The organism is Mesorhizobium sp. USDA 3734 (assembly GCF_056279665.1).
In genome coordinates this window covers 613,673-638,046 of the sequence record NZ_JBWCCW010000001.1, presented here as the reverse complement: position 1 = coordinate 638,046, position 24,374 = coordinate 613,673, and the positions used below count along the sequence as shown (strand labels likewise).

The following is a 24,374-nucleotide window of genomic DNA, read 5'->3' as shown; positions in this document are numbered from 1 at the left end:
TCAAGCGATTTCAGGGCGTTGTATGGATCGGCGGATCCATCTGAATCAATCTGTCAACGGCTTGATTCAGTATCTGAGCGTCAATGCACCCGGCAGGATCTCGAAGGTCGCGGGTATGCGTCCCGGCGACTCGCCGTCTATGTCGACCAGCGCGCCATTCTTCTCGACATCGCCGAGCGGTTCGACCACCACTTTCCGGCCGCGCAGGACGGTGATGTCAGGGTGGTTGCGGTGCCGGCCGCCATAGAGCAGCCGGATGTCCCAGATCAGCTTCAGCTTGCCGGCCGCGCGCAGGATGACGATGTCGAACTGCCCGTCGGTCAGTTCGGCATCCGGCGCGATCATCATGCCGCCGCCGAAGAACTTTCCATTGGCCACTGCCACCAGCGCCATGCGCGCCTCGACCGGCGTGCCGTCATCGACGGTGATCCTGACATCCTGGAAGCGGTAGCGGATGAACTCGACCACGGTGCGCCACAGGAACAGCGCCTTGGCCGACATCCTGCCCTTGCGCTTGTCGGCGTTGACGGCGCGGTCGGTGGCGCCGGAAAGCCCGAGGCTGGCGATGTTGATGAAATGCCGGCTGGCCAGCGCGCCGTGATCGTCGATGTAGCAGATGCGCCCGGCATCGACCTTGCGTCCCTTGGCCTCGGCGATCCGCTTCAGCACGGCATCCACCTCTTTCGGCAGGCCGAGCCCGCGCGCGAAGTCGATGCCGGTGCCGCACGGCAACTGGCCAAGCTCGGTGATCCGGCCGCTCTCCTGTGTCGCCTGCAGCAGCCCGTCCGCCACTTCGCTGGCGGTGCCGTCACCGCCGGCCGCAATCACCAGATCGAAGCCACTCACCGCGAGATCGATTGCCAGCCTTTCGGCGTCGCCTTCGGCCTGCGTCTCGCGCAGTTCGAATTCGCCGAAATGCTTCTTCAGCGACGCGGCGACCTCGGGCCAATGCCGTTTGAGCCGGCCGCCACCGGCAATCGGATTGAGAACCACCCCGACTTTCAAGCACATCCTCCCGCGAGGACATCGAAACGCTCAGCGCCTCGAATCCTTTGCCGGCATTGAAGCCCGCACCGGCCGGCAGGGCAAGGGCCGAATGTCCGCCGCTGCCGCCCATCATGGCGGATAGGAAAATCCCGCTATTCCCAATTGATCCCCGATAATCCCGTTATCCACAGGCCTGTGGCCATTCCCTACGACCCTTACCCGGCGTACGTTAAACCCATCTCAGGCGGCTACCGATCATCAAGCCGAAAGGCGAAGTGAAAGGCGGATTTCCTGAGGCCCGTACGGCCCGGATCGAGAGCAGGCTTGCCTGGTTGAGGGACGGATGCCGAGACCTACGGGGCCGCGGAAAGCGTGCCAACGCCGACGGCGGACCGATGCTGCCATGAAGGACGGCAAAAACCTTCGATGGTGCGCAGGGCAAAGCTCGCAAGGGTGGAGACCGGCGTGGTCCCGAACGGACGCTGCTCTCGGGTGGCGACTGGCAGGACCGTCAAAATCAAGGCCGGCAAGGCGCGACGACTTTACGGAAGTTGCTGCCGCGACCGTGTCCTGATCTGACAGGGAGGCGCTGGGAGAAATCCCGGCGCCGACTGTCTTTTCTCCCCCTGGATGCCCTTTGCCGGCGATCTTGCGAGCGCCGCTTCACCGCGCGCTAAAATCGGTTAGTATCGCTGCGTCGTCAGAGTCCGTCTGCAAACGGATTCGCAGGAGGGGGATACTTCATGACGCTGATCCAGAAGCTCGCCGTTGCCTATGCCTTCCTGTTCTTCGGCGTCGTCGCCATCGGCTACATACCGGCGTTCAACGATGCCAACGGCAATCTGTTCGGCCTGTTCTCGCTGCAATGGTATGACGACCTGCTGCACGCCTTCTCCGGCGTCTGGGCACTGGCCGCCGCCTTCATCTCGCACCGCCAGGCGGTGTTCTATTTCAAGCTGTTCGGTTCGGTCTACCTGTTCGACGGCGTGCTCGGGCTGATCACCGGTTCCGGCTGCCTCGACGCCGGCATCTTCATCAACGGCTTCCGCTCCCTCAACGACATCGAATTCCCGGCCCGCTTCTTCGCCAACCTGCCGCACATCGTCATTGGCGGCTTCGCCGTTTATGTCGGCTTCTGGTTGGCCAAGCGCGTACACGACCACTTCGCCACGGCCTGATCGGGCATGTTCCTGTTCCGCTGGCTGAAGCGCATCATCAAGACGATCCTCTGGCTGATCGTCATCGTCATCCTCATCCCGATCGTCGGGCTGAGCTACGGCTTCCTGACGACGTCGTCGCTCGACAAGACGCCGTTGCCCGGCATTGCCGACGGCGCGCCGCCCAAGGCGCTGGCCGACAAGATCCGCGCCGAGATCCCCTTCTACCAGCGGCCGGAGGAATCGACCTTCCTCACCTATCCGGAATGGGCGATCGTCTACGCCGCGCGCGAATATGCCGGCTTCGTCGACAAGGACCAGCCGAGCGGCTTCCCCTACTGGTCCTATGTCGGCCGCTTCTGGCAGGACTACGCCATGGTGATCCGCGCCAGCTCTCCCTACAAATTCAACTACGCCAACCACCAGATGCTGATCATCATCGGCACCAGCCACTCGATCGAGCATATCCTGCAATGGGCCTATGAGAACACGGTCGGCCGCATCACCGAGGCGACATCTGCCAAGCGCACCGCCGCCGACATCTATCAGGCCAAAGTGGCGGCCGACTATGCCGCTTTCCTCGACCAGGTGCCCTGGTATCAGTTCCCCTATGCCGAAAAGCGCGCCGGCCTGTTTGCCGTGCAGCCGGCGCCGGGCGACAGTTCCGTCCGCACCAGCGAACGCAAACTTGCCTTCGGCCTCGCCGACACCATCAAGCAGGGCTATGCCGACCTGATCAAAAAGGCACTCGCCGCGACGTCCGACCCGGCCTTCCTCGACATCCATGTCTGGGCCAAGGGGCCGGTCGGCGAAGCCACGCGCAACGAGCCCGACACGTTGCTCGAGCGCGACATGGGTGCGGACGGCACCGTCTTCGTCACCAAGCGCTATCAGGTGTTCACCGAAATGATCCCGCGCCTGATCGACAAGGGCGTGTCCTTCGTCGAGATCGGCGGCAATGACGAGATCATGGTCACCGTACTGTCCACCGATACGATCGCCGTCCCCGAAGGCATGCGCATCCTGTTCAGCTATCCGCTGCCGGCCGACCCGTCGACGCGCCGCACCGGGCTGACCGTTGCCGTGCGCAAGCTGCATCTCGTGGTGCCGGCGCTGATCAAGTCGGGCGCCAGGCTCGAACACGTCTATGACTATTGAGACGATAGCCCGGCAATGCGACGACTGATCCGCATCGTCGGCTGGCTGGCGCTCACGCTGGTCGTGCTCATTGCCGTCGTGCTTGTCGGCTTTCGCGGTGCGGCGGCGTTGCGTGAGAACTTGTCGCCCGAGCAAGCAGCCCCGCCGGGAGCGCTGTTTGTAACGGTCGACGGTCTGAAGATGCACTATCAGGTCTGGGGTCCTCCGGACGGGCCGCCGCTGCTCCTGTTTCACGGCACGGCCTCCTGGGCCGAAACCTACCGCGATATCGCCGCGCCATTGGGAGAACAGGGTTTTCGCGTCATCGCGCCCGATATGCCGCCTTTCGGCTACTCGGAAAGACCGGCAGATCAGGACTATTCGCGCTCCGCCCATGCAAAACGCGTCCTCGGTTTCGCCGACGCGCTCGGCCTCCGTCATTTCAGCGTCGGTGTCCACTCCTATGGCGGCGGTGGCGTGATCGAAGCGGCGTTCCTGGCACCAGAGCGCATCGACTCGATGATCCTGCTCGACGTGGCACTTGGCCTCGGCCGGACCGAAGCGCCCGCTCTGCCGCTCGGGTCCATCCTGAACATGGCCTGGCCTCGCCAGTTGTTTACCGCCTCGACCTTCACCAACCCGCTCATGGTCGGCCCGGGTCTGCGCTCCTTCATCGGGAACGACGCCGTGGTGACCCCTGAACGCATCGCGATCTATGCACGCCCGCTCAACGTTGAAGGCACGACCGATGCGGTTGGCCATTGGCTGTTCAGCGGCCTCTTCAACGACGAGCGAAAATCGCTTGCCGCCGACAAGGCGAACTACCGCGCCTTCACGCCGCCCGTTCTCGTCATCTGGGGGCGACAGGATACGACCACGCCCCTCGAACAGGGTCAGGAGATTGCCTCGTTGTTTGCGCATGCCGAACTGGCGGTTCTCGATGGCGTCAACCACATCCCGCAGGTCGAACGCCCGCCAGACGTGGTGCGGCTGATCGCGAATTTCCTCAAGCGGGCCTTGGCCGGCCACGCGATAGGCGGGCTGTTTGATGCTCCGCCACGCTCATTTCACAATCGCGGCCAAATCCCGCCTTGTTCGCGCGCGAAGGAATGGGAAGGAATGAATGGGCTGCCGGGGGGCATCTCGAAGGGACAAGACCGTGATCAAGACCGCCCTTGTCGCCATGACCATCGTCGGTTGCGACTGCGACGCCAAGCTGTGCGAATATATCGGCGAGACGCCGGCCAAGTGGTCGACCATCGCCGAGTGCGAAGCGGCGATGAAAAGCCAGATGTTGCACGAGCGCAATTTCAACTATCCGCTCGTCTCCGGCATCTGCCGCACGAAGGGTTCGTCGTCCTCCTCGCAACTGGCCGCGACCGCGTCGCGCCCGGAATTGAAGCCCGCCAGCCGCGTTGTCAGGACCGAAAGCCCGTTGCCGCCTGAATTGAGCCACCGGCCGAGCGTCTCGGTGGGCTCGCCGACGACGGCCATGGAAGCGGACGCCGCCCGGCCCGTCGCCTATGAACAAGTGGTCGATGGCGGAACCGGCGTGCTCTATCGCACGAAAAACGGCTACGCCGTGGTCAAGACCGATCTTGGCCGCGCCGCTTCAGCGACCGCCGACGCCGCGAAACGCTCCGTGAACTGGCTGGCCGGACTAATGCCGAAGGGACTGTAGTCCAGCCAGCATCTCAGTTTGAATTTTCGGCTCACGGTTCCAGGGGTGACTAGTGGCCCTGTTTTCGTTTGGCCAATTCGAGTTGATAGACGCTTCGCGGATGCCGTCTGCGTCGCCAGGCGTTGAGAGATATAACCAGCGCCAAATACCCGAATAGTGCAAACACACCCCAAAAAACTCCAACCATGTTGATTGAGATAAGAATAACCACAAATCCAACTGCGGCCACGGCATAATATAAGACCGAGGCCCAGACATACTTCTCCATCTGCGAACTATTCATCTATTTATGAGTCCCGTCGACGGCCGGAACATAGGTCAACCTGATCACGTCATCGCCAATCAAATCGCTGGCCACAAAGCGAAGCGGCGGCCGGGGGCCGGCGAAGAATGGCTTGCCATGACCAAGCACGAATGGATGGAGGTAGAGTTGGTACGCATCGATAAGACCAAGGTCGGTCAGGCTTCGCGCCAGGTTTGGTCCAGAAACTGAAATCTCCCCAACGAGCTCAGCCTTCAGCCCACGGATCACCGCCTCGACGTCATCCGCGACAAGTGTGGCGTTGGGGCCGACCGACTTCAGCGAGCGCGACACAACCCATTTCGGTTGGTTCCGCCACGCCGCCGCGAATTCGTGCGCCTCCGCGCTCCACTCAGGACTGTCTACGTCCCAATAACGCATGACCTCGTACATGCCGCGACCGTACACGCTGCCGCTCAAGTTGCGCACTTGCTCTATCCAGTGACGAAAGATGGTCGGGCCTGACGGCATTTTCAGGTGGTCGACATAGCCGTCGAGGGACTGGTTCATTCTGAAAATGAGCTTCGCCATGCTGTAAGACCTCCAATTCAGGGTCGTCAGAATAACTTCAGCCGCCGCTACGCAAAAGTGTGGACCCCAGCCGAAATCCAAACTGAGACACGACCCTGGTTCCCTATAACTTCACCTTCAGGCTCTGCCAGAACTTGTCGATCAGCGGCTTTTCGGTGGCCGCATCCTCGCCGGCAACGCGGGTGATGAACAGCAGCCCCTGATCGGCCAGGCCGAAGCCGACGATCTCGAAATCGGCGGTGTCGGTACGTGTCTTCACCTGAGCGTGGATGCCGGTCAATTCCTTGCCGTCGGCAAGCTTGCGCGTCGTCGGCTCCTGCGTCAGCGTGGCACCGGCCTGCACCGATTCCTTGGTCATCTCCTGCAGCATCAGCTGGTTGAGCGACACCGGATTCATCTTGCCATATTCCTGCACGACGACGATCGTGCCCAGTGCCGACGCCATCAGATACTGCGTGATATCATCGCCGAGATCAGTCTTGGTCACCGAAATATCGCTCGGATGGACGAAGGAGAAATCGCTGCCGGAAAAGGTGGCGAAGTCGTTGCGTTCGAGCGTCACCTTGCTCTTTCTGCCGCCGGGCAGCGTCACATCAGTGCTCTCGCCGGGATCGATATCGACCGTCACGCCATCGATGGTCAGCTTGAAGGCCTTGAGATCCTCGGCCCCGGCCGGTCCAGCGCACAGCGCGATAAGGGTGAGTGCCGCCGCTGATACCATCCGCATGGGTTGTTCTCCTGCTTTTTATGCCACCCCGCTCAGCGCCTTGATGGCACGGTAGAAGGTCGAGGAAAACAGTTCCGTAGGGTCATATTGCCGCTTTGCCGCCAGGAAGGCCGGCAGCTCGGGATAGGAGGCCAGCAACTCCTTGGCCGTGTAATGCAGCTGGTAGGGCAGGAAGAACCGGCCGCCATGCTTGATCGTCACGTCGATCAGCGCCCGCGTCAGCGCCCGCATCCTGGCATTGCCGTCGGCATCGGTCGGCTGGTTGATGTAGAGCACCAGCGAATAGGCCGGCTCCGGCGCGTAGGTCAGCGCCACATTCTCCTTGTGGACGATGCGCACCGAGGCGTTGAGCACGGGCAGGTCTTGATTGCGCAGGATCTCGCGGGCTTCCGCTATGAACTCGACATAGGCGGCGCGTGGAATGAAATATTCGTGCAGGATGTCGGTCTCATCCATTTGATCGTTGAACAGATAGGGCACCGAATCGTGCATCGGGTTGTTGCGGGTGACAAGGCAGGCCTCGCCCTCGGCCATGGCCGAGGTGCGCGCCACCGTGCAGCTTTCGAACTTCGGCTCCAGCGTCTTTTCGGTGAACCATTTCAGTTCCTGGAACAGGCTGCCCCATTTCGCCAGATTGATGATCACCCGTTTCAGCCCGACCGATCCCGGTTCGCCAATCGCTGGCTGGTCGGCCGGCGGCTGCTCGGCCACCTTGTCATAGCGGTAGACGATCATGTCCTCGAGGAAATTGCCCGGCGCCGTCGACAGATGGCCGTAGAACAGGCCGATCTCCTTGTTCGGCTCCAGCACCTCGGCGAAGAATTTCGGAAAATCGTCCGATTTGATGATTTTGCGCGAGGTGCGGTAGACGGCGTTGTCGACGATATCGAGCGTTGCCTCCAACACCACGCCGAACAGGCCGTAGCCGCCGACGACGTGGCGGAACAGATCGGTGTTCTCGGTGGGCGAGCAGCTGGTCACCGAACCGTCGGCCAGCATCACCCGCATCGAGCGGATCGAGCTTGCCACCGAACCCGCCTGATGGTCCATGCCATGCGCATTGACCGACAGCGAGCCGCCGACCGAGAAGATGTCGGTCGACTGCATCGCCTTCACCGCAAAGTGCGGATGCAGAAGGTTCTGGATGTCGTGCCAGCGCGCGCCCGGCTGCAGCGTCATGGTCTTCGCCGCCGCATCCACGGTCACCTTGTTGAACTTTCTGAGGTCGAGCACCAGCGCGTTGTCGTCGAAGGCATGCCCGCCCATCGAATGGCGGATGGCGGCCAGCGAGATTTTCAAGCCATTGGCGCGCGCGAAGGCCAGCGCCTTGGCGATGTGCTCTTCCACGCTGATCTCGACGACGCCATAGACCGGTGTCTTCGACAGGCCGCTGGCATCGTTGATGTCGCCGCCTTTTGCCGACCAAGTCAGCGAAGGATCGAAGGCCGGCGTATTCTCCAGCGGCTTCAGCGGCAGCGCGATGCCGTCAATATCGGCAATCCGTCCGGCGTTCTTTGGTCCCGAAGGTCCGCGCGCCAGCCGCGCCACCGTGGTGCCGCCCCACAGCACCGCGCCGCCGACGACAGCCGCACCCAGCAGCAATCGCCGCGACAGGCGAAACCCTTTTTGCTCGTCAGCCATGAATATCCCCCGTTGGCCAAGGGATAGCGCGGCTGTTTGGCAAAAACCATAGCGATGCTGCCGGGACAGCGTTCCACCAACCGTCCCAGGGATGTCCAGCCGGGAGACCTCATCCAACTCGCCCGGCATCGAGGGGCGAAGCATGAAAATGGCCGGTCCCCAAAGGGACCGGCCGGAACAGGGTCTGAAAGTTCGGTCAGCAGGTCTGCTGACGCACGACGCTGACGCGCTACGAGGCCTTCTTGATCGACGTCACGATGCCGGTCTTGTCATCGACAGTCACCGCCACCTTGGCGCCGACCTTCAGTTTCCCGATCGTCGCTTCCGGCGAGAGCTGGTAGATCTTGCCGTCATCGAGGGTGATCGACTTGGTCGTCGGGTCGACGGCCTGGATGGTGCCCTGAACGGTCGCGGCATAAGCGGTGCCGAGGAAGGCGAGCAGAGCGGCGGTGGTTGCGAGGGTCTTCTTCATCGTTAGCACTCCGTGCTGTTTCACTTTTCCGGACCGCCGCTTTGGGAAGCGACAGCACCGGACGGCCTGAAACTGGAACAGAAAGCGCTCGCTGCGCAAATCACGTTGGGTGAATTTTCGCAAACAATATCATAGGCTTAATTCCGACACATTGCTTGCTGCCGGCATCATTTCCGGCCGCTTCGGCTCGCCCAATGAGCGCACTTCTGTCCGCGAAAAGAGTCGTTTAGCCGGATTGTGGCGGGCGGTTTCGATCACGGCGCAGCCGCCGCAATCCATCTCGAGCGGCATCACGAAACAGACTACCGACCGGTCATCGTTACACATTTTGTTTCATGGATCAGCTCAACTCGCCGCTCCGAAGTGGATGAAACTCGCGCTCCGGTTGCAAATCGGGAACGGATGCAGGATGGTGCGCCGTTACGATGAAGGGGGCCTTCCATGAAGCTTGCAGTCCAGACCATGATGTCCCTGATGCTCGCGCTTGCTCCGGGATCGGCCGGCGCACAGGGCGCGGATTCGGGCGACGACAAGACGGTTATCTTTACTGCCGACGATCCAGAGATGGCGGCGGCGACCGCGCAGGCGCTCGCCAGCCTGGACGAGTTCCTGGCCCTGGCCGAAGCGCCGCCCTCGGGCACGGACAGGTTCAAATTGAAGGTCGAGGTGCGCGATGGGGATATCAGCGAGCACTTCTGGGTCATCCCGTTCCGCCGCACCGAAACCGGCTTCGTCGGCATTTTGGCAAACCAGCCGGAAGCAGTGCACAACGTCGTCCTCGGCCAGAACATAGAATTCACCAAGGACGATATTTCCGACTGGGGATACACACGCGGCGGACGTCAGGTCGGCAGCTTCACCGTCTGCGTCATGTTCAACAAAATGTCGGAAGAGGAGGTGGACACCATGCGCGACCAATACGGCTTCGACTGCTGACGGCTCGGCCCGATCAACCCTCCCCATCCTTCGCGCCGATCTTGCGCACCAGCGCCGCTGTCGCCAGCATCGCGCCCATGTCTGATATCATCGGTGCGACATGCGTGCTGTAGTCGAGCGGCACCGAAATATCCGGCAACTCGAAGAAGTTCTTCGTCTGCGGCAACAGCAGGAAACCATCGCTGCCGTTGAGCGCGACGCGGGCCGGGTCGTCCGGCCAGGTTTCGCCAAGCCATTTCAGCGCCTGCGCCAGCCGGCCGGTCACCAACGGTCGCGCCGCCGCGACATTATCGGTGCGAAACTCGTAGGCGGCATCGAGCGCCGCGTCGCCGCTGGACAGCTCTTCCAGCCTGCTGGCAAACATGCCGCGAAAGAAGCTGATGACCGCGTTTGTCCGCCGCGTCGCCACCAGTATGCCAGGGAACGGCGCAATGGTCTCGAAAGCGACGATGACGCCCTGGAAGGCTGTCGATGAACCTTTGCCCGACCCTTCCCGCAGATGCGCCTCGTAGAGCTCGAACGGAAACCCATCGTAGCGACCCGCTACGATGTCGTCGAACGCCTGCCGGTTGAACGGACCAACCGCCGTGCGTGGCAACCGGTCGAAGGAATTCGGCGTCACGCCGTGCTGGTAGCGCATATCCGCGATGAAGCCGAAGATGATCGGGAGCAGCGTCTCGCGGAACGACTGCTGCAGCCGCGTCGCCGGTTTCCTAGCCTGGAAATAGAGCAGGATCGAAGCCGCGAAGCCGATGACATAGAGAAACACATGCGGCGTCGAGACCCATTGCTCGTTGGGGTCGGCGACCTTGTTGAACAGCCAGGCGACCAGCACCACGGCCACCAGCACCAGGCCGACGACTAGCGGTACCCGCCAGCGCACCTGCCGGACCGCCGAGGCCCTCGCCGCTTCATAGGCCTCGATGTCCTTCCGGATGCCGGCGATGTCAGCCTCGTTCGGCATGAAATCCGCTGTTTCCACCGCCACCCCCGCAAGCCTGCCTATATCGTCGCATGATAGTCGGTTTTGCAGGGGCCGCCAGACGGTTAAGCGGCGACGCCCTCTAGGCAGGAAAGATCGCTCTCAGCCGACCCTCGGCCTTGCCGCGCATTTGCCCCACCAGTGCCTCCACCGGCACCAGCCGCTCATGGTCGCCGGCGCGCAGGCGCACAAAGGGATGCAGCCGGTAAGACGCAATGGCGCCGCGTGTGCCGGCATCGGCACTGACATCGACAATGAGGATGCCGCCGATGCGGCCGGGCCATGGCTGGCGCGCAAGCGCGGTGCCGAGGAAATCGCCGAGCCCGTAAGCGACGATCGTCCTGTCGATCTTTTCCAACGGCTGCACGACATGGGCGTGATGGCCGGCGATCAGGCCGACGCCCTGCCCGACCAGCCGCCTGGCCAGTGCCCGCGTCTCGGCGCGCGGAAAATGCCGGAACTCCCAGTCCCAGTGCGGCACCGCGCAGAGAAGATCGAGGCCATCGCGCGGCCAGCGCCCCGGATCGCTGGCCATCGACACACGATTGGCAAACAGGTTCTCATCGGCGTTGCGCCACAGCGTGAAGGCGGCAAAGCCGATATCCAGCGGTCCGACCCCGACGGTCACCACAGGACCATTGGCGGCCAGGCCGATCGTACCGATGCCGAGCCGCTGCAACGCCGCCACCGTCTCGTCGAAACCGGCGACGCCCTGGTCGAGCACATGGTTGTTGGCCAACGAGAGCACGAGCTTTTCGCGCGCAATACCGGCCACCGTCAGCGCCTCGGCCAGGAACCGCTCGCTCATCGCGTGATGCGTGCCGAGCCTCGTCCCCAGCACCGCGCTTGGTCTGTCCACAACAGGGCTTTCGCAATTGCCAATCACCAGATCGGCAGCACCGAGCAACGCCTTGATCTCCGGATCGCAGTCCGGCGCTGTGCGGTTGGCCACCGCCGAGATGTCGCCGACGAAGGCAAGCCGCACTGTCCGCCTCGGCGGCGGATCCATCAGCGTTCCCGCCATCGGCGCAAAGTCTCGTGCGTCGCCGACGAGCGACGGCTTCACGAAGCGCGGCAGCCAGGACAGCTTGTAGGAAAGCGGATAGTTCGACACGCGGCGCCCAATTGTTTGCCCTGTGTAGACCGTCCTTGGGGCGGGTTGAAGCGCGGCGCGGCAAATGGTGTATATTTGCTCTGCGCGACAAATATTGGGGGGAAGGGATGACACGACTGGCAAGCCTGCTGACATCCGCTTTCATGCTGATTGTGCCGCTGTCTTCCGCCTCGGCGGCAATGCCCGAAGCGGCGACCGCCTTGTTCGAGGCGAAGACCGTGGCCATGCGCGACAGCGCCCTGTCGACGCTGGAGGCCGCCGCGCCAAAGGACCCGGTATCAGCCTATGCCGCCGGCGCCGGCGAGTTCTTCACCGCGTTGGAGATCCTGGCCAGCGGCTTGCACCGGCATGGCTTCGAGAGCCCGCAATCCTTCATGTTGCCGCTGATGCGGCTGCCGGTGCCTGACAATCCCAACCCCGAGCCGCTGACCTATGAGCAGTTCCGCGCCATCCTGGTCGCCTTCCGCGACCGGCTGGAAAAATCCGCCGCTACGTTTGCGTCGGTGCCGGCAGAGGCCGATATCGGCATGGTCATCGACCTCACCCATACCGGCATCGACCTCAACGAGGACGGCACCATCGCGCCTGATGAAAGCATGGCGGCGATCATCGCCTCGCTGTCGCGCGGCGGCATCTCGTCGGACGACGCCGCCCCCACGCTGACATTCCGCTTCGACCGCGCCGACGGTTTCTGGCTGCAGGGCTATGCCGAGTTCCTGATGGCGCAGGCCGATTTCTGGCTGGCGCATGATTTCAGGGGCACCTTCGATGGCTCGTTCCACATGCTGTTCCCGCGCGCCAAGCTACCGTTGCAGGATATTCTCGTGCCGCCTGCCGGCGACATGGGCAGCAGCATCTTCTCGTCGGAGTGGCGCATCGCCGATTTCATCTCGATGGTGCATCTCGTCAACTGGCCGGTGGTCGAACCCGAGCGCCGGCAAGCGGCCCGCCGCCACCTGCTGGAAATGATCCGGCTGTCGCGCGCGGACTGGAAGGCGATCCGCGCCGAGACCGACAATGACCGCGAATGGTTGCCGGGACCGCAGCAGAAGGGTGAGAACCCGCTCACCGGCCTCGAAGTCGGCGAAGAGCAGGTCCAGGCCTGGCTCGCCACCTTGACCATGGCCGAGGATCTCCTGGAAGGCCGCAAGCTGCTGCCGCATTTCCGCATCACCGCCAGCACCGGCCAGGGCATCAACATGAAGCGCTTCTTCGATGACCCAAAAAACTTCGACCTGGTGCTGTCGATCACCGGCCCGGCCATCGCGCCCTACCTCGAAAGCGGCGAGATCGTGACCAGCAGCGATTTCGACCAGATCCAGCGTCAGTTCGGCGGTGCCGGGTTTCTGACTTTTGCGCTTTGGTTCAACTGAAGGGTGCCTATCCGGGGCGGCCGTCCCAGGGGAAATTTTGGCAGGCAGACAACAGCTTTACCGGTGACAGGCGCCTTTTTAGGCAATTCCTGCTGGCAATCGCTTCGCTGCAGGGCAGTGCGAAAAAAATTAGCAAGGGCTGTTTTGCTTGACTCGGCCGTCAAAAACAGGCAGCAAAACCGGGTCGGAAGGGCGACAACACCACTTTCCTGGCCGTGGACGAAGCCTGATTTGGCCCAAATCCACATCTCGTCGTTGGTTTTGAGAGGGATTGATTAACCAACTTTGTCCATATTTTGAAGCAATCGGCAACCAACCACAGGCGCGGCAAACGCGTCGGGGACCACCTGGGATCACTCACAGAATGGTCGTCGCGGCTCACAAGGCCACGTACGGGGAAAACCGATTGGAGCGAGATTGGTTGCATGGCGTTGTCGAGTAAACAAAAAATAATCTGGGAACAGCGTGAAGGCGGCGAGTTCGTCGATGCACCGCGTTCCTCTTCCTTCAATGCTGGCCGGGTCGTCCGCTGGATCGCATTGCCTTGCGCCAGCACCGCCATCGGCCTTTGGCTGATCGGCACCATGGCCGGCCTCAGCTCCGTCGGCGCCTCGCTTTCGGCGACATCGGGTGGCCTGCCGCAGACGCTGTCAATGTCGGGATCGCTCGCCCTTGCCGACCCGTCGAAACAGCATTTCTTGAAAGCGCCGTTCGTGCTGGCCAATGCTCATGGCGGCGTGCAGGCGCTGCATGACCATGCCGTGCAATGCGGCGCCAGCTGCTTCAAACTGGCTGGGGTGAGCCCTCCGGCGGAGAAATCCGCGCGCCTTGTGGCGCAGGCAAAGCCCGTACCCACCGTAGCAAAGTCGAAATCGCAGGAACGCTTCGAACGCATGGAAGCGTCGCTGTCGCCGATGAAGCTCGCCGCTGTCTTCGCGAGTGCCGGCAAGCCTGCCCTGGCAGCCAACACACCGGCACTTCCGGTCATTTCCAGCGTAGCACCGCAAGTTACCGAGGCGTCGCTGGTGCCATCCGTCCAGGTCATGGCCAGCCTGTCGGATGACATGCCGGCTCCGGCGGCGGAACGCTTCGCCCGCCTGAATACCGGATCCGTCGTCGTCCAGACCGCGCCAGCGCCGATGGGCTTTGCCCAGTCGGAGACGCCGGACAATTCGCAACTGGCGCTTGCCCTCGTCCAGTCGCTGCCAGCCGAAGACGAGGCGTTCGCCTCACCGCTGCCGATCGAGGAATCGTCGGCTGATATCGCGGTTTCGCCTGTCGAAACCCAGCAGGACCAACCCGGCGATGCAGCCTCGCTGCCGGACGCGCTGACCGACGATGTGCCGTTGCCGACCCGCCGCCCGCAGTTCGACGCGCCGCAGCAGCCCAAAATCGTGCAGCAGCAGTCCAAGCCCGTCCAGCAGCCGAAGCCGGCGCGCGAGACCGTCCAACAGGCCCAGCCGGCAAAGCCGGGGCGTCAGGGCCGGCCGGCCGATGGCGGCGACGTGCTGGCCTATGCCAAGCCGGACACGCCTTCGGGCGGCCTTGGCAAGGCATTCAGGAACCTGTTCAATTCGCCAGGGTCCAGGAGCGGCGCGGGCAATGGCGTCGCCGTCTACGACATCAGCAGCGCGACCGTCTACATGCCTGACGGCTCGAGGCTCGAGGCGCATTCGGGCATCGGCGCCATGGCTGACCAGCCGCGCTATGCCGACCAGAAGAACCGCGGACCGACGCCGCCCAACACTTACAATCTGTCGATGCGCGAGTCGCGCTTTCACGGAGTGGAGGCCTTGCGCCTGACACCGGTCGATGGTCGCAACAAATACAATCGCGACGGCCTGCTGGCCCATACCTACCTGCTTAGGGGCCGCTATGCCCAGTCGAGCGGCTGCGTCGCCTTCAAGGACTATGCGCGCTTCCTCGCCGCCTTCAAGAAGGGCAAAATCAAGCGCCTCGTCGTGGTGCCGCGCCTGAACGGGTCGCCGACGCAGGTCGCTTCAGCAGCCAGGGGCGTGTAGTCACAAGAGGCTTTCGGCCGCACCTTCCCGCCTGCTCCTGACAGCCTTCTGTCAGGAGCAGCATCCGGCGAGGCGCCTCACCTCATCCCACTCTTTCCATTTTGGCCAGGAAATCCCATATTCGGGACATGGCCAAATCTCCCGATAAAAATGCGCCGCCGACGGCGAATGACGACCGCGCCGCGCCGAAGCGGCGCAGCCCGCTGACCGATTTCCTCGACGCCTCGGAACCGCTGCACAGAGGCGGCTTCGCCGAGATGCCGCAGCCAGGGCTCTCGGGCACGCCGCTGAACGGTTCGATCGCGGATTGGGCCGAGCAGATCGAGCAGGAAGCCGAAAAGGAAGGACGTCTTGTCGGCAAGGGCGACGGCGGCAAATCGCCGAAGCCGTCGAAGAAGATACCCGAGCGCTCAAGCTCGCCGGGGCGCAGTTCGCGCGGCACCTCGATGGGTGGCGCGGCAACGGCCAGGGAACGTACGGCAGCGGGCCTCAATCCGGTCGCCGGTCTCGACATCTCGCTGGAAGACGCCGAGACCATGGCCTCGGGCAGCGTCACCGCGACGGTGGCCGCCCTGTCGGCGCTGATCGAATCCGGCAACCCGCTGCACAAGGACGGTGTGCTGTGGACGCCGCACCGCCCTGCCCGCCCGGAAAAATCCGAAGGCGGCATTACCATCAAGATGGTGTCGGATTTCGAACCGGCCGGCGACCAGCCGACCGCGATCAAGGATCTGGTCGAAGGCGTCGACAACAACGACCGCACCCAGGTGCTGCTCGGCGTCACCGGCTCCGGAAAAACCTTCACCATGGCCAAGGTGATCGAGGAGACGCAGCGCCCCGCCTTGATCCTGGCGCCGAACAAGACGCTGGCGGCACAGCTCTATTCCGAGTTCAAGAAATTCTTCCCGGAAAACGCCGTCGAGTATTTCGTCTCCTATTACGACTATTACCAGCCGGAAGCCTACGTCCCGCGCACCGACACCTTCATCGAGAAGGAATCCTCGATCAACGAGCAGATCGACCGCATGCGCCACTCGGCGACGCGTTCGCTGCTCGAGCGCGACGACGTCATCATCGTCGCCTCGGTATCCTGCATCTACGGTATCGGCTCGGTCGAGACCTATACGGCGATGACCTTCCAGATGCAGATCGGCGACCGGCTCGACCAACGCGCCCTGCTCGCCGACCTCGTTGCCCAGCAATACAAGCGCCAGGACATCAACTTCGTCCGCGGCTCGTTCCGGGTGCGCGGCGACACGATCGAGATCTTCCCGGCCCACTTGGAAGATCGCGCCTGGCGCATCTCGATGTTCGGCGACGAGATCGAGTCCATTACCGAGTTCGATCCGCTGACCGGCCAGAAGACCGGCGAGTTGAAAAGCGTCAAGATTTACGCCAATTCGCACTATGTGACGCCGCGCCCGACCCTCAACCAGGCGATCAAGTCGATCAAGGAAGAGCTCAAGCACCGCCTGATCGAGCTGGAACGGGCCGGGCGCCTGCTCGAAGCACAACGGCTGGAGCAGCGCACCCGTTTCGACCTCGAAATGCTCGAAGCTACCGGCTCCTGCGCCGGCATCGAGAACTATTCACGCTATCTCACCGGCCGCCAGCCGGGCGATCCGCCGCCGACGCTGTTCGAGTACATTCCCGACAACGCACTGGTCTTCATCGACGAAAGCCACGTCACCGTGCCGCAGATCGGCGGCATGTATCGCGGCGACTTTCGCCGCAAGGCGACGCTGGCCGAATACGGCTTCCGCCTGCCGTCCTGCATGGACAACCGGCCGCTGCGCTTCGAGGAATGGGACGCCATGCGCCCACTCTCGGTCGCCGTCTCGGCGACGCCGGGCGGCTGGGAAATGGAACAGGCCGGCGGCGTCTTCGCCGAGCAAGTCATCCGTCCGACCGGGCTGATCGATCCGCCGGTCGAGGTGCGCCCGGCCAAGAACCAGGTCGACGATGTCGTCGGCGAAATCCGCGACACCACCAAGGCCGGCTACCGCACGCTGGTCACCGTTCTGACCAAGCGCATGGCCGAGGACCTGACCGAGTACCTGCACGAGCAAGGCATCCGCGTCCGCTACATGCACTCCGACATCGACACGCTTGAGCGCATCGAGATCCTGCGCGATTTGCGGCTTGGCGCCTTCGACGTGCTGGTCGGCATCAACCTGCTACGCGAAGGCCTCGACATTCCCGAATGCGGCTTCGTCGCCATCCTCGACGCCGACAAGGAAGGCTTTCTGCGCTCGGAAACCTCGCTGATCCAGACCATCGGCCGCGCCGCCAGAAACGTCGACGGCAAGGTCATCCTCTACGCCGACCAGGTCACCGGCTCGATGGAGCGGGCGATGGCCGAAACCAACCGCCGCCGCGAAAAGCAGGTGGAGTGGAACGAGGCCAACGGTATCACCCCGGAATCGGTCAAGTCACGCATCTCCGACATTCTGGATTCGGTCTACGAGAAGGACCATGTCCGCGCCGACATCTCGCAGTTCACCGACAGCGCCGGCGCCATGATGGGCAACAATCTCAAGGCCCATCTCGACGCGATGGAGAAACAGATGCGCGACGCCGCCGCCAATCTCGATTTCGAGAAGGCAGCCCGCATCCGCGACGAGATCAAGCGGCTGCGCGAGATGGAACTGTCCATCTCCGAAGACCCCCTGGCCAAATATGCCGACATGGAAAGCCCGGTCTCGGGCCGCGAAAAGGGCAAGCACAACAAGGGCGTGGCCAAACATCGTACAGCAGAGGAACAGGAGCGTTTCCGCAAGCTCGACGAGGCGCGCGCCGCCGAAGAGGCAGCCCGGCCCAACCGCTTCCGCAAGCCTGATCTCGACGAGATGGGCGCCGATGGCGCCGTGCCGGTCAAGAAGCCGCTGTTCGCCAAACCCTCGCTCGACGCCATGGGTCCGGGCACCGACATGTCGACGCCGGCCGGCGCGGTGTCGCGCTCGCTGTTCAAGAAACAGTCGGCCGAAGAGGCTCACGGCTCCGACTTCGGCATTCCCGGCGAGCCGGTCAAACCGCTGTTCAAGAAGAACTCGCTCGACGAGATGACCGTGCGTCGGACTGAGAAGCCCGTAGAAGGAAAAGTGCCGGCAAAGCCCCAGCCAATCTCCCCCCAAGTGGGGGAGATGCCCGGCAGGGCAGAGGGGGGCGCGAAGGATCGCGGCGACAAACCAATCATTCGTCAGCGCGCCGGCATCGGCTCATACGAGGACCCAGGCGACGCCCGCCGCGAAAAACGTCGGCCTGGTAAGACTGGGCGGCCGGGAAAGTAGTTTGTTCGAAACGCTGGCGGGACAGCGCCCCCTCTGTCTTGCCGCCAATCTCCCCCACGAGGGCATATGCGCTAAGATAGTTTTGGCATGGACTGAAATTTGCGCTTTCGTGGTGGCTCACGCCATCGATGTCGCAAGGCAGGGAGATTTTGGCGCAGGATTGCCAAGGGAGGTTGAGCAAAGATCGCTGCGATCAGAGAGGCGACGATCTGGCGGGTGGCGCGCCACAGTAGCGGGCGCCCGTCGCTCAAGGGGGAGAGACACCAAACTCCTGCGAGAGGGGTTCGGTCACAAGCGCGATGAGGAAGTGGGCAAGAATCCAAGGCTTTGCGATCCTTGGGTCTTTGGCGGGGGGAGCGCGCAGTCCGATCAGGCTCTTCAGACGTTTGAAGGCGAGCTCGATGCGCCAGCGCATGCGATAGAGCTTGAGAACTGTGTCGGCGTCAAACTCATCCTGGTCGAGCGAGGTCACAAGGATCACGAAGCCGGCAGCAATCAGCGTCTCCTGTCGAACCTGCGTGCCCTTGGCCTTGGCTTCCTTGTTGATCTTGCGTCGTGCTTCTTGTGCCGCGGCCTCGGATTTGCGCAAGGCGATCAGGCGCATCTTCAGGGGATCGCCCTTCTTGAGGCCCAGCCAGACAGGCGTTTCGATGACCTCCTCGCGGCAGCTCTTCAGGTGGCCGATGAGATCGAACGCCGTGCCGCTGGCGTCGAGCCATCGCACATTCTTCCACGCCGCGCGCACGAGAACGTCGCCGCCTTGCGCCAGGACCTTTGCGATCCGCTCGGCCTGCAGATAGGCGCGGTCGCCGATGCGGATCTCGCCCGGTATCACCGGCACGCGGTCGATCAGCTCGGCCTCGCTCTGGTCGGTGATCTCGATGAAATCGAACTGCTCGCGCTCAAGCTCGAAGGCGCAGTGCATCCGCCAAAGGCCATTGTTCTTCTTCTCATGCACACCGGCCTTGGCAACCGCCGTCGCATCGAGGATGCGGATCAGCCGGCCTTTGGCCAGGCCTTTCTCCTCGCGCTTCAAAAGATACCCAATCAACTGCTGCAGCCACGGCCCTGCATTGCGCAGCCGGCCGAGCAACGCCACATCCGAGATGTCGGCGATCCCGCTTGCCGCCGCCCAGGCCACGACGCCCCGCATGCCCACCTTGCCAAGGCAATAAGCCAGCGTCAGGCGCAACAGATCAGTAGCCGACCTGACACCCCGCGGCCGCAGGAACGCCCTCGTCTCGCGAGCACTCCCTGTGATCAACTCTTCACCGCCGAGGAGTTCAATCGTCTCGGCCCAGCCGTCATCTACAAGCGATTCGTGAGTCATCGCAGCGTAGAATCACAACCGATTCCCCGCTGCAACACCTATCTTAGCGCATATGCCCACGAGGGGGGGAGATTGGCGGCTTCAGCGCATCACTCCCTCTTGGACCAGCCCTTGCCACCAACCCCACCTCTGGTGTAATCGCTCCGCACACTCGAACGTCTTGAAAGGAGGGCTTACGTGTTTACGTTTTTTCGTCACCATCGTCAGCGTGGCCCGATTTCTGCCCTGCGAGCTTGCTTGCAGGGCTGACCAGGGACGGTCCGGGTTTCCCCCGCTTCGATTTTTTGGTCTGCCCTTCGTGGTGTCGCAACGCCGAGCCTGATGGCCGGCAAGCGCACCGTCAAAGTGCATTGAGCCGGGTTCCGGCAAGACCAGAGAAATCAAAATGGCCCTGATCAGCCTCAAATCCCTCGGCGTCACCATGAGTGCGCCGCTGTTCTCCAATCTCGACCTCACCATCGGAACCGGCGACCGGCTCGGCATCGTCGCCGCCAACGGCCGCGGCAAGTCGACTTTGCTGAAGTGCCTGACCGGCGAGATGGAGCCGACCTCCGGCGACATCACCCGCACGCGCGGCTTGCGCGTCGGTCATGTCGAGCAGTCCGTTGCCCCGGCGCTTCTCAGCCATACGTTCCACCAGGTGGTAGCGGATGCCTTGCCGGCCGAGCAGGCCGACAGCGAGATGTGGCGTGTCGACGTGGTTCTCGATTCGTTCGATGTGCCGGAGTCGATGCGCGAGCGGCCATTGCAGGCGCTGAGCGGCGGCTGGCAGAGGCTGGCGTTGATCGCCCGCGTCTGGGTCACCGATCCGGACGTGCTGCTGCTCGACGAGCCGACCAACCATCTCGACCTTGCCCGCATCGGCCAGCTTGAGACCTGGCTGAACACGCTGCCGCGCGAGGTGCCCGTCGTCATCGCCAGCCACGACCGCGCCTTTCTCGATGCCACCACCAACCGGACGCTATTCCTGCGCCCGGAGCAGTCGCCGGTGTTTGCCCTGCCCTATTCCCGCGCCAGGCAGGCGCTCGACGAGGTCGACGCCTCGACCGAGCGCAAGTTCCAGCGCGACATGAAGGTGGCGCAGCAATTGCGCCGGCAGGCGGCCAAGCTCAACAACATCGGCATCAATTCGGGCAGCGACCTGCTGACGGTGAAGACCAAGCAGCTCAACCAGCGCGCGGAAAGGCTGGAAGAGGCGGCAGCCCCGGCGCACCGCGAAAAGTCGGCGGGTGCCATAAAACTGGCCAATCGCGGCACCCACGCCAAGGTGCTGATCACGCTCGACGATGCAACCGTGGAAACGCCCGACGGCACGCTGCTGTTCAGGACCGGCAAGCGCCACATCTGCCAGGGCGACCGCATCGTCCTGCTCGGCCGTAACGGCGTCGGCAAGTCGCGCTTCGTCACCCTGATCCGCAACGCCATCATCGAACCGGACACGGTGCAGAATGTGAAGGTGACGCCGTCGACGGTGCTCGGCTACAGCGACCAGGCGCTGTCGGGCATCAGCGGTAACGACACGCCGCTGGCGCTGGTCTCGCGCCGCTACGATGTCGGCGAGCAGCGCGCCCGCTCGCTGCTCGCTGGCGCCGGCGTGGTCATCGAGATGCAGGAGAAAAAGATCGGCGTGCTGTCCGGCGGCCAGAAGGCGCGGCTGATGATGCTGGCGCTGAGGCTCGCCAACCCCAACTTCTATCTGCTGGACGAGCCGACCAACCATCTCGACATTGACGGCCAGGAAGCGCTGGAAGCCGAACTGCTGGCGCATCAGGCAAGCTGCGTGCTTGCCTCGCACGACCGCTCCTTCATCCGCGCCATCGGCAACCGCTTCTGGCTGATCGAGAAGCGGAAGCTCACCGAAGTCGAAGACCCGGAGGATTTCTTCAGCTCGGTAGCCGAGGCGGAAGGATGACGATTTTGGCGACGGAACCTGTCGCCATGCGAATTTCGTATCATAACATGAGACGTTTTCTTGATTTCCGAAACGTATCATGCGAAGGTACGCTAATCCGATCCAGCAGATGATACGCTCGTTCAAGGACAAGACCAGCGAGGCCGTTTCGAACGGCAAGGCTCCGAAGGGGTTCCCGTCGGACCTTGTCCGATCAGCCCAGCGGAAGCTGTTCATGATCGACAACGCCACCGAACTATCAGACCTGAAGACGCCTCCCGGCAACCGGCTTGAGCCGCTGAAAGGCAACCGTGCCGGTCAGCATTCGATCCGCATCAACGATCAGTTTCGCATTTGCTTTCACTGGGTGGACGGACAAGCTGAGGATGTCGAAATAACCGACTATCATTGGGGTTTTCAAAATGCTGAACATCAACCCACCTATTCATCCGGGAGAAATCCTCCGCGAGGAATATCTCTTACCGCTTGGCCTGAAGCCTTACACCCTTGCCAAGAAGCTGCATGTGCCGCGCACGCGCATCGAGCGCCTGGCCGGCGAGACGACACCGGTAACGCCCGACACGGCGCTACGCCTTGCGAAGTTCTTTGGAACCACGCCGCAGTTCTGGATGAGCATGCAGGCGAGCTACGACCTCGCTATCGAGGCAGAGGCCAAGAAGGCCGATCTAGAAACGATCGAGAGGTTGGAAACGGCAGCTTGAGACAAGCCGCGTCACAGCAGTCCGCATCGAGCCCGCCTGCAGTGGCTGCGACAAATTTTTAGCAGTCTGTCGGATCGCCTGAACCTGCCGCGTCCTTGGGATGCCGACACGATGATGCCGGCTTCAACCGAGGACAAAGCATCATGTTCATCCTGTCATCCATAGGCCGCATCACCACCCGTTACATGCAAGCCCGCGCCCGCCATCGCAGCGAGCGCGCCCTGCTTTCGCTGCCGATCGAATTGCGCAAGGACATCGGCTGGCCGGAAATCGTGACCGACGCGGAAAATGGCCCTCGTATCCGCAGAGCACCCTGACCGAGGCGACCGCTGATCAGTCATGCGTCTCGCCTGAAAGCGGCGTCGCCAGCATCGATACGCGCTTTTCGAAAGCCTCGAACCAGCGCGTTAGTCGCGCCCGCGAGCGAAACGGTGGAAGGTGGCGGAACGCCATCCAGGACAGCGTGGTGGCCAAGGCAATGTGGCCGACATGGAGCGGCGCTTGGTCGTCCAGCGTGCTTTCGATCCAGTCGTAGCTCGCCTCGATCTTTTCCCGGTATCCGTCGGCGAGAGCACCATAACGCAGCTGTTCGGGTCTTCTTTCAGTCTCCCAGCGCAACGCTATGCCCGTCTGCGCCAGGCCCTGGGCGACCGACTGCAGCCGCAACCCCTGCCAGCGCGCCTCGCCGTCTTGCGGCAGCAGCTTGCGGCCGTCATGCAGCGTGTCGAGATAGGCGCAGATGACATCGGAATCGAAGATCGGCGACGCGTCGGGCCGCAACAGCACCGGCACTTTGCCGAGCGGATTTTCGGCGTAGACGCGAGCATTGCGCAAGGTCGGACTGGTCTCGTGGTGAATGACCTCGAGCCGATCGGCAATGCCGACCTCATGAGCGAAGACGAGCGCCTTGCGCGCGAAGGGTGAGTGGGTCTGATAGTAAAGGATCATTGTCGCCTCGGGATTGAGGAAGCACGGGATGATCCAGCTGTTCTAGCCTGCGAGTTGCGAGAATTGCGCTCTGATTGGGGGCTGCCGACGCAAGTTCATTTCACGCCTCTCGTCCAAGCCCGCCGGCTGCCCGGCGTGTCCAGGCCCGGCCCGCCAAAAAAATTTGGCGGCCTTGTAGGATCGGCGTCACCTCATCCGTCCTATGATTGGCAAGGCCAAACCAAACGTGAAGAGGAACACGAAAATGACCGACCAGACCCCGGCTCAGGCCGCAGCGAAAGTGCTTGGCGGATTGACCCCTTACCTGCAGGTGGACGGCGCCTTCAAGGCTGCTGAATTCTACGAGAAGGCGTTTGGGGCGGAACAGGTCTTTGCCTATCCGCCGGACGAAAAAGGCCGCACCATGCACATCCATCTCCACATCAACGGTTCGACGCTGATGCTGGGCGATGCCTATCCCGAGCACGGCCATCCTCATAAGGATGCCCAAGGCTATACGTTGCAGTTGCACCTTCAGGACGACGCCATCCAAACCTGGTGGCAGCGCGCCATCGACGCCGGTTGCGAGGAAGTGGTGCCACTGCAAGTCATGTTCTGGGGTGACCGCTGGGGCCAGGTCAAGGATCCGTTCGGCGTGGCCTGGGCGATGAACGCACCGGTCAAGTAAGTCGCAGCGAGCAACAATGCCCTCCCGGGGCGTTGCGCTCATTCGCGCCGGGTCGCGTCCCTGCCGGCCCGGCGCATGATTTCAGCAACGGGAGACCCACAATGTCCTATGTCGATGGCTTCGTGCTCGCCGTGCCCAAGGCGAAGCTCGATGACTACAAGAGGCTGGCCAATCTCGCAGGCCCCATATGGATGGAGCACGGCGCGCTCGCCTATGTCGAATGTATCGGCGACGACGTGCCCTATGGCGAGGTCACTTCGTTCCCGCGCGCCGTGCAGGCCAAGGACGACGAGATCGTCGTCTTCTCCTGGGCCGTCTATGAATCGCGGGAGAGCCGCGATGCGGTCATGGCCAAGGTGATGGCAGACCCACGTTTGACACCCGATTGGGGGCCGATGCCGTTCGATATGAAGCGCATGATCTTCGGCGGCTTCAAGCCATTCATGGAGCTTTGAGCAACTGAGCC

The 24,374-nt window shown here is 62.8% G+C and carries 21 protein-coding genes and 2 pseudogenes; 14 read left to right on the top strand and 9 right to left on the bottom strand.

The genetic code is table 11. From position 1 onward, the window contains the following. Positions 1–66: 66 nt before the first annotated feature. Positions 67–1,005 (bottom strand): diacylglycerol/lipid kinase family protein, encoded by a 939-nt coding sequence (locus ACZ89F_RS03155; RefSeq protein ID WP_476090355.1) that lies wholly within the window; start codon positions 1,003–1,005, stop codon positions 67–69. A gap of 725 nt (positions 1,006–1,730) precedes the next feature. Here ACZ89F_RS03155 and ACZ89F_RS03150 point away from each other — a divergent pair. The 4 genes and pseudogenes from ACZ89F_RS03150 (at position 1,731) to ACZ89F_RS03135 (ending at position 4,962) form a co-directional block, all read left to right on the top strand. After that, a complete protein-coding gene (locus ACZ89F_RS03150; protein WP_136616002.1) occupies positions 1,731–2,165 on the top strand; it encodes a DUF4383 domain-containing protein in 435 nt (144 codons plus the stop codon). 6 nt (positions 2,166–2,171) lie between these two features. After that, entirely contained in the window at positions 2,172–3,302 is a 1,131-nt protein-coding gene (locus ACZ89F_RS03145) for a hypothetical protein (RefSeq protein WP_476090354.1), read from the top strand. 15 nt (positions 3,303–3,317) lie between these two features. Further along, positions 3,318–4,256, top strand: a pseudogene (locus tag ACZ89F_RS03140) (alpha/beta fold hydrolase); the annotation flags it as partial. A 184-nt stretch (positions 4,257–4,440) separates the two neighbouring features. After that, entirely contained in the window at positions 4,441–4,962 is a 522-nt protein-coding gene (locus tag ACZ89F_RS03135) for a hypothetical protein (RefSeq protein ID WP_476090353.1), read from the top strand. Positions 4,963–5,245: 283 nt separating this feature from the next. Here ACZ89F_RS03135 and ACZ89F_RS03130 read toward each other — a convergent pair whose 3' ends face one another. The 4 genes from ACZ89F_RS03130 to ACZ89F_RS03115 form a co-directional block, all read right to left on the bottom strand. Beyond that, positions 5,246–5,794: a dihydrofolate reductase family protein gene (locus ACZ89F_RS03130; protein WP_476090352.1), complete on the bottom strand. Its 549-nt coding sequence runs from the start codon at positions 5,792–5,794 to the stop codon at positions 5,246–5,248. 103 nt (positions 5,795–5,897) lie between these two features. Next, complete coding sequence (locus ACZ89F_RS03125) at positions 5,898–6,521, bottom strand: hypothetical protein (protein WP_476090351.1); 624 nt, start codon at positions 6,519–6,521, stop codon at positions 5,898–5,900. 18 nt (positions 6,522–6,539) lie between these two features. Next, positions 6,540–8,162 (bottom strand): FAD-binding oxidoreductase, encoded by a 1,623-nt coding sequence (locus ACZ89F_RS03120; RefSeq protein ID WP_476090350.1) that lies wholly within the window; start codon positions 8,160–8,162, stop codon positions 6,540–6,542. Between the two features lie 229 nt (positions 8,163–8,391). Beyond that, positions 8,392–8,634, bottom strand: coding sequence for a DUF1344 domain-containing protein (locus ACZ89F_RS03115; RefSeq protein ID WP_013530037.1), 243 nt, complete (start codon positions 8,632–8,634; stop codon positions 8,392–8,394). 441 nt (positions 8,635–9,075) lie between these two features. Here ACZ89F_RS03115 and ACZ89F_RS03110 point away from each other — a divergent pair, with 441 nt between their 5' ends. Next, positions 9,076–9,570, top strand: a complete 495-nt coding sequence (locus ACZ89F_RS03110) for a YegJ family protein (RefSeq protein WP_476090349.1) — start codon at positions 9,076–9,078, stop codon at positions 9,568–9,570. Between the two features lie 13 nt (positions 9,571–9,583). Here the strand turns inward: ACZ89F_RS03110 and ACZ89F_RS03105 are convergent, their stop codons facing one another. Together ACZ89F_RS03105 and ACZ89F_RS03100 are read right to left on the bottom strand one after the other, a co-directional pair. Then, the gene (locus ACZ89F_RS03105) at positions 9,584–10,534 is read right to left on the bottom strand and encodes a hypothetical protein (RefSeq protein WP_476090348.1); all 951 of its coding nucleotides are present in this window, start codon (positions 10,532–10,534) and stop codon (positions 9,584–9,586) included. Between the two features lie 100 nt (positions 10,535–10,634). Beyond that, the gene (locus tag ACZ89F_RS03100) at positions 10,635–11,666 is read right to left on the bottom strand and encodes a CapA family protein (RefSeq protein ID WP_476090347.1); all 1,032 of its coding nucleotides are present in this window, start codon (positions 11,664–11,666) and stop codon (positions 10,635–10,637) included. Between the two features lie 107 nt (positions 11,667–11,773). Here ACZ89F_RS03100 and ACZ89F_RS03095 point away from each other — a divergent pair, with 107 nt between their 5' ends. The 3 genes from ACZ89F_RS03095 to uvrB all read left to right on the top strand — a co-directional run bounded on the left by ACZ89F_RS03095 (position 11,774) and on the right by uvrB (position 18,350). Next, entirely contained in the window at positions 11,774–13,039 is a 1,266-nt protein-coding gene (locus tag ACZ89F_RS03095) for a hypothetical protein (protein ID WP_476090346.1), read from the top strand. Between the two features lie 425 nt (positions 13,040–13,464). Continuing rightward, positions 13,465–15,060 (top strand): tlde1 domain-containing protein, encoded by a 1,596-nt coding sequence (locus ACZ89F_RS03090; RefSeq protein ID WP_476090345.1) that lies wholly within the window; start codon positions 13,465–13,467, stop codon positions 15,058–15,060. A gap of 128 nt (positions 15,061–15,188) precedes the next feature. Further along, positions 15,189–18,350, top strand: coding sequence for an excinuclease ABC subunit UvrB (gene uvrB / locus ACZ89F_RS03085; RefSeq protein ID WP_476090344.1), 3,162 nt, complete (start codon positions 15,189–15,191; stop codon positions 18,348–18,350). 247 nt (positions 18,351–18,597) lie between these two features. On the opposite strand, the gene ACZ89F_RS03080 is transcribed toward uvrB, so the two are convergent. Beyond that, the gene (locus tag ACZ89F_RS03080; RefSeq protein WP_123150424.1) at positions 18,598–19,680 is read right to left on the bottom strand and encodes a transposase; all 1,083 of its coding nucleotides are present in this window, start codon (positions 19,678–19,680) and stop codon (positions 18,598–18,600) included. Positions 19,681–20,065: 385 nt separating this feature from the next. Here ACZ89F_RS03080 and ACZ89F_RS03075 point away from each other — a divergent pair, with 385 nt between their 5' ends. The 4 genes and pseudogenes from ACZ89F_RS03075 (at position 20,066) to ACZ89F_RS03060 (ending at position 22,610) form a co-directional block, all read left to right on the top strand. After that, complete coding sequence (locus ACZ89F_RS03075; RefSeq protein ID WP_476090343.1) at positions 20,066–21,592, top strand: ABC-F family ATP-binding cassette domain-containing protein; 1,527 nt, start codon at positions 20,066–20,068, stop codon at positions 21,590–21,592. Positions 21,593–21,701: 109 nt separating this feature from the next. Beyond that, positions 21,702–21,980, top strand: a pseudogene (locus ACZ89F_RS03070) (type II toxin-antitoxin system RelE/ParE family toxin); the annotation flags it as partial. 13 nt (positions 21,981–21,993) lie between these two features. After that, positions 21,994–22,293 (top strand): HigA family addiction module antitoxin, encoded by a 300-nt coding sequence (locus ACZ89F_RS03065; protein WP_476090342.1) that lies wholly within the window; start codon positions 21,994–21,996, stop codon positions 22,291–22,293. 143 nt (positions 22,294–22,436) lie between these two features. Beyond that, a complete protein-coding gene (locus tag ACZ89F_RS03060) occupies positions 22,437–22,610 on the top strand; it encodes a hypothetical protein (RefSeq protein WP_476090341.1) in 174 nt (57 codons plus the stop codon). A 16-nt stretch (positions 22,611–22,626) separates the two neighbouring features. On the opposite strand, the gene ACZ89F_RS03055 is transcribed toward ACZ89F_RS03060, so the two are convergent. Further along, positions 22,627–23,241 (bottom strand): glutathione S-transferase, encoded by a 615-nt coding sequence (locus tag ACZ89F_RS03055; RefSeq protein WP_476090340.1) that lies wholly within the window; start codon positions 23,239–23,241, stop codon positions 22,627–22,629. Between the two features lie 244 nt (positions 23,242–23,485). On the opposite strand from ACZ89F_RS03055, the gene ACZ89F_RS03050 reads away from it, so the two are divergent. Continuing rightward, the gene (locus ACZ89F_RS03050) at positions 23,486–23,908 is read left to right on the top strand and encodes a VOC family protein (protein ID WP_476090339.1); all 423 of its coding nucleotides are present in this window, start codon (positions 23,486–23,488) and stop codon (positions 23,906–23,908) included. 101 nt (positions 23,909–24,009) lie between these two features. After that, positions 24,010–24,363, top strand: a complete 354-nt coding sequence (locus ACZ89F_RS03045; protein WP_476090338.1) for a DUF1428 domain-containing protein — start codon at positions 24,010–24,012, stop codon at positions 24,361–24,363. Positions 24,364–24,374: the final 11 nt, after the last annotated feature.

Bases quoted from the DNA above. Each gene is read 5' to 3' on its own strand.
- ACZ89F_RS03145 (WP_476090354.1), top strand. From the start codon at position 2,172: ATGTTCCTGTTCCGCTGGCTGAAGCGCATCATCAAGACGATCCTCTGG.
- ACZ89F_RS03090 (WP_476090345.1), top strand. From the start codon at position 13,465: ATGGCGTTGTCGAGTAAACAAAAAATAATCTGGGAACAGCGTGAAGGC.
- ACZ89F_RS03120 (WP_476090350.1), bottom strand. From the start codon at position 8,162: ATGGCTGACGAGCAAAAAGGGTTTCGCCTGTCGCGGCGATTGCTGCTG.
- ACZ89F_RS03075 (WP_476090343.1), top strand. From the start codon at position 20,066: ATGGCCCTGATCAGCCTCAAATCCCTCGGCGTCACCATGAGTGCGCCG.
- ACZ89F_RS03080 (WP_123150424.1), bottom strand. From the start codon at position 19,680: ATGACTCACGAATCGCTTGTAGATGACGGCTGGGCCGAGACGATTGAA.
- ACZ89F_RS03065 (WP_476090342.1), top strand. From the start codon at position 21,994: ATGCTGAACATCAACCCACCTATTCATCCGGGAGAAATCCTCCGCGAG.
- ACZ89F_RS03060 (WP_476090341.1), top strand. From the start codon at position 22,437: ATGTTCATCCTGTCATCCATAGGCCGCATCACCACCCGTTACATGCAA.
- uvrB (WP_476090344.1), top strand. From the start codon at position 15,189: ATGGCCAAATCTCCCGATAAAAATGCGCCGCCGACGGCGAATGACGAC.
- ACZ89F_RS03045 (WP_476090338.1), top strand. From the start codon at position 24,010: ATGTCCTATGTCGATGGCTTCGTGCTCGCCGTGCCCAAGGCGAAGCTC.
- ACZ89F_RS03110 (WP_476090349.1), top strand. From the start codon at position 9,076: ATGAAGCTTGCAGTCCAGACCATGATGTCCCTGATGCTCGCGCTTGCT.
- ACZ89F_RS03130 (WP_476090352.1), bottom strand. From the start codon at position 5,794: ATGGCGAAGCTCATTTTCAGAATGAACCAGTCCCTCGACGGCTATGTC.
- ACZ89F_RS03115 (WP_013530037.1), bottom strand. From the start codon at position 8,634: ATGAAGAAGACCCTCGCAACCACCGCCGCTCTGCTCGCCTTCCTCGGC.
- ACZ89F_RS03150 (WP_136616002.1), top strand. From the start codon at position 1,731: ATGACGCTGATCCAGAAGCTCGCCGTTGCCTATGCCTTCCTGTTCTTC.
- ACZ89F_RS03105 (WP_476090348.1), bottom strand. From the start codon at position 10,534: ATGCCGAACGAGGCTGACATCGCCGGCATCCGGAAGGACATCGAGGCC.
- ACZ89F_RS03055 (WP_476090340.1), bottom strand. From the start codon at position 23,241: ATGATCCTTTACTATCAGACCCACTCACCCTTCGCGCGCAAGGCGCTC.
- ACZ89F_RS03125 (WP_476090351.1), bottom strand. From the start codon at position 6,521: ATGCGGATGGTATCAGCGGCGGCACTCACCCTTATCGCGCTGTGCGCT.
- ACZ89F_RS03050 (WP_476090339.1), top strand. From the start codon at position 23,486: ATGACCGACCAGACCCCGGCTCAGGCCGCAGCGAAAGTGCTTGGCGGA.
- ACZ89F_RS03095 (WP_476090346.1), top strand. From the start codon at position 11,774: ATGACACGACTGGCAAGCCTGCTGACATCCGCTTTCATGCTGATTGTG.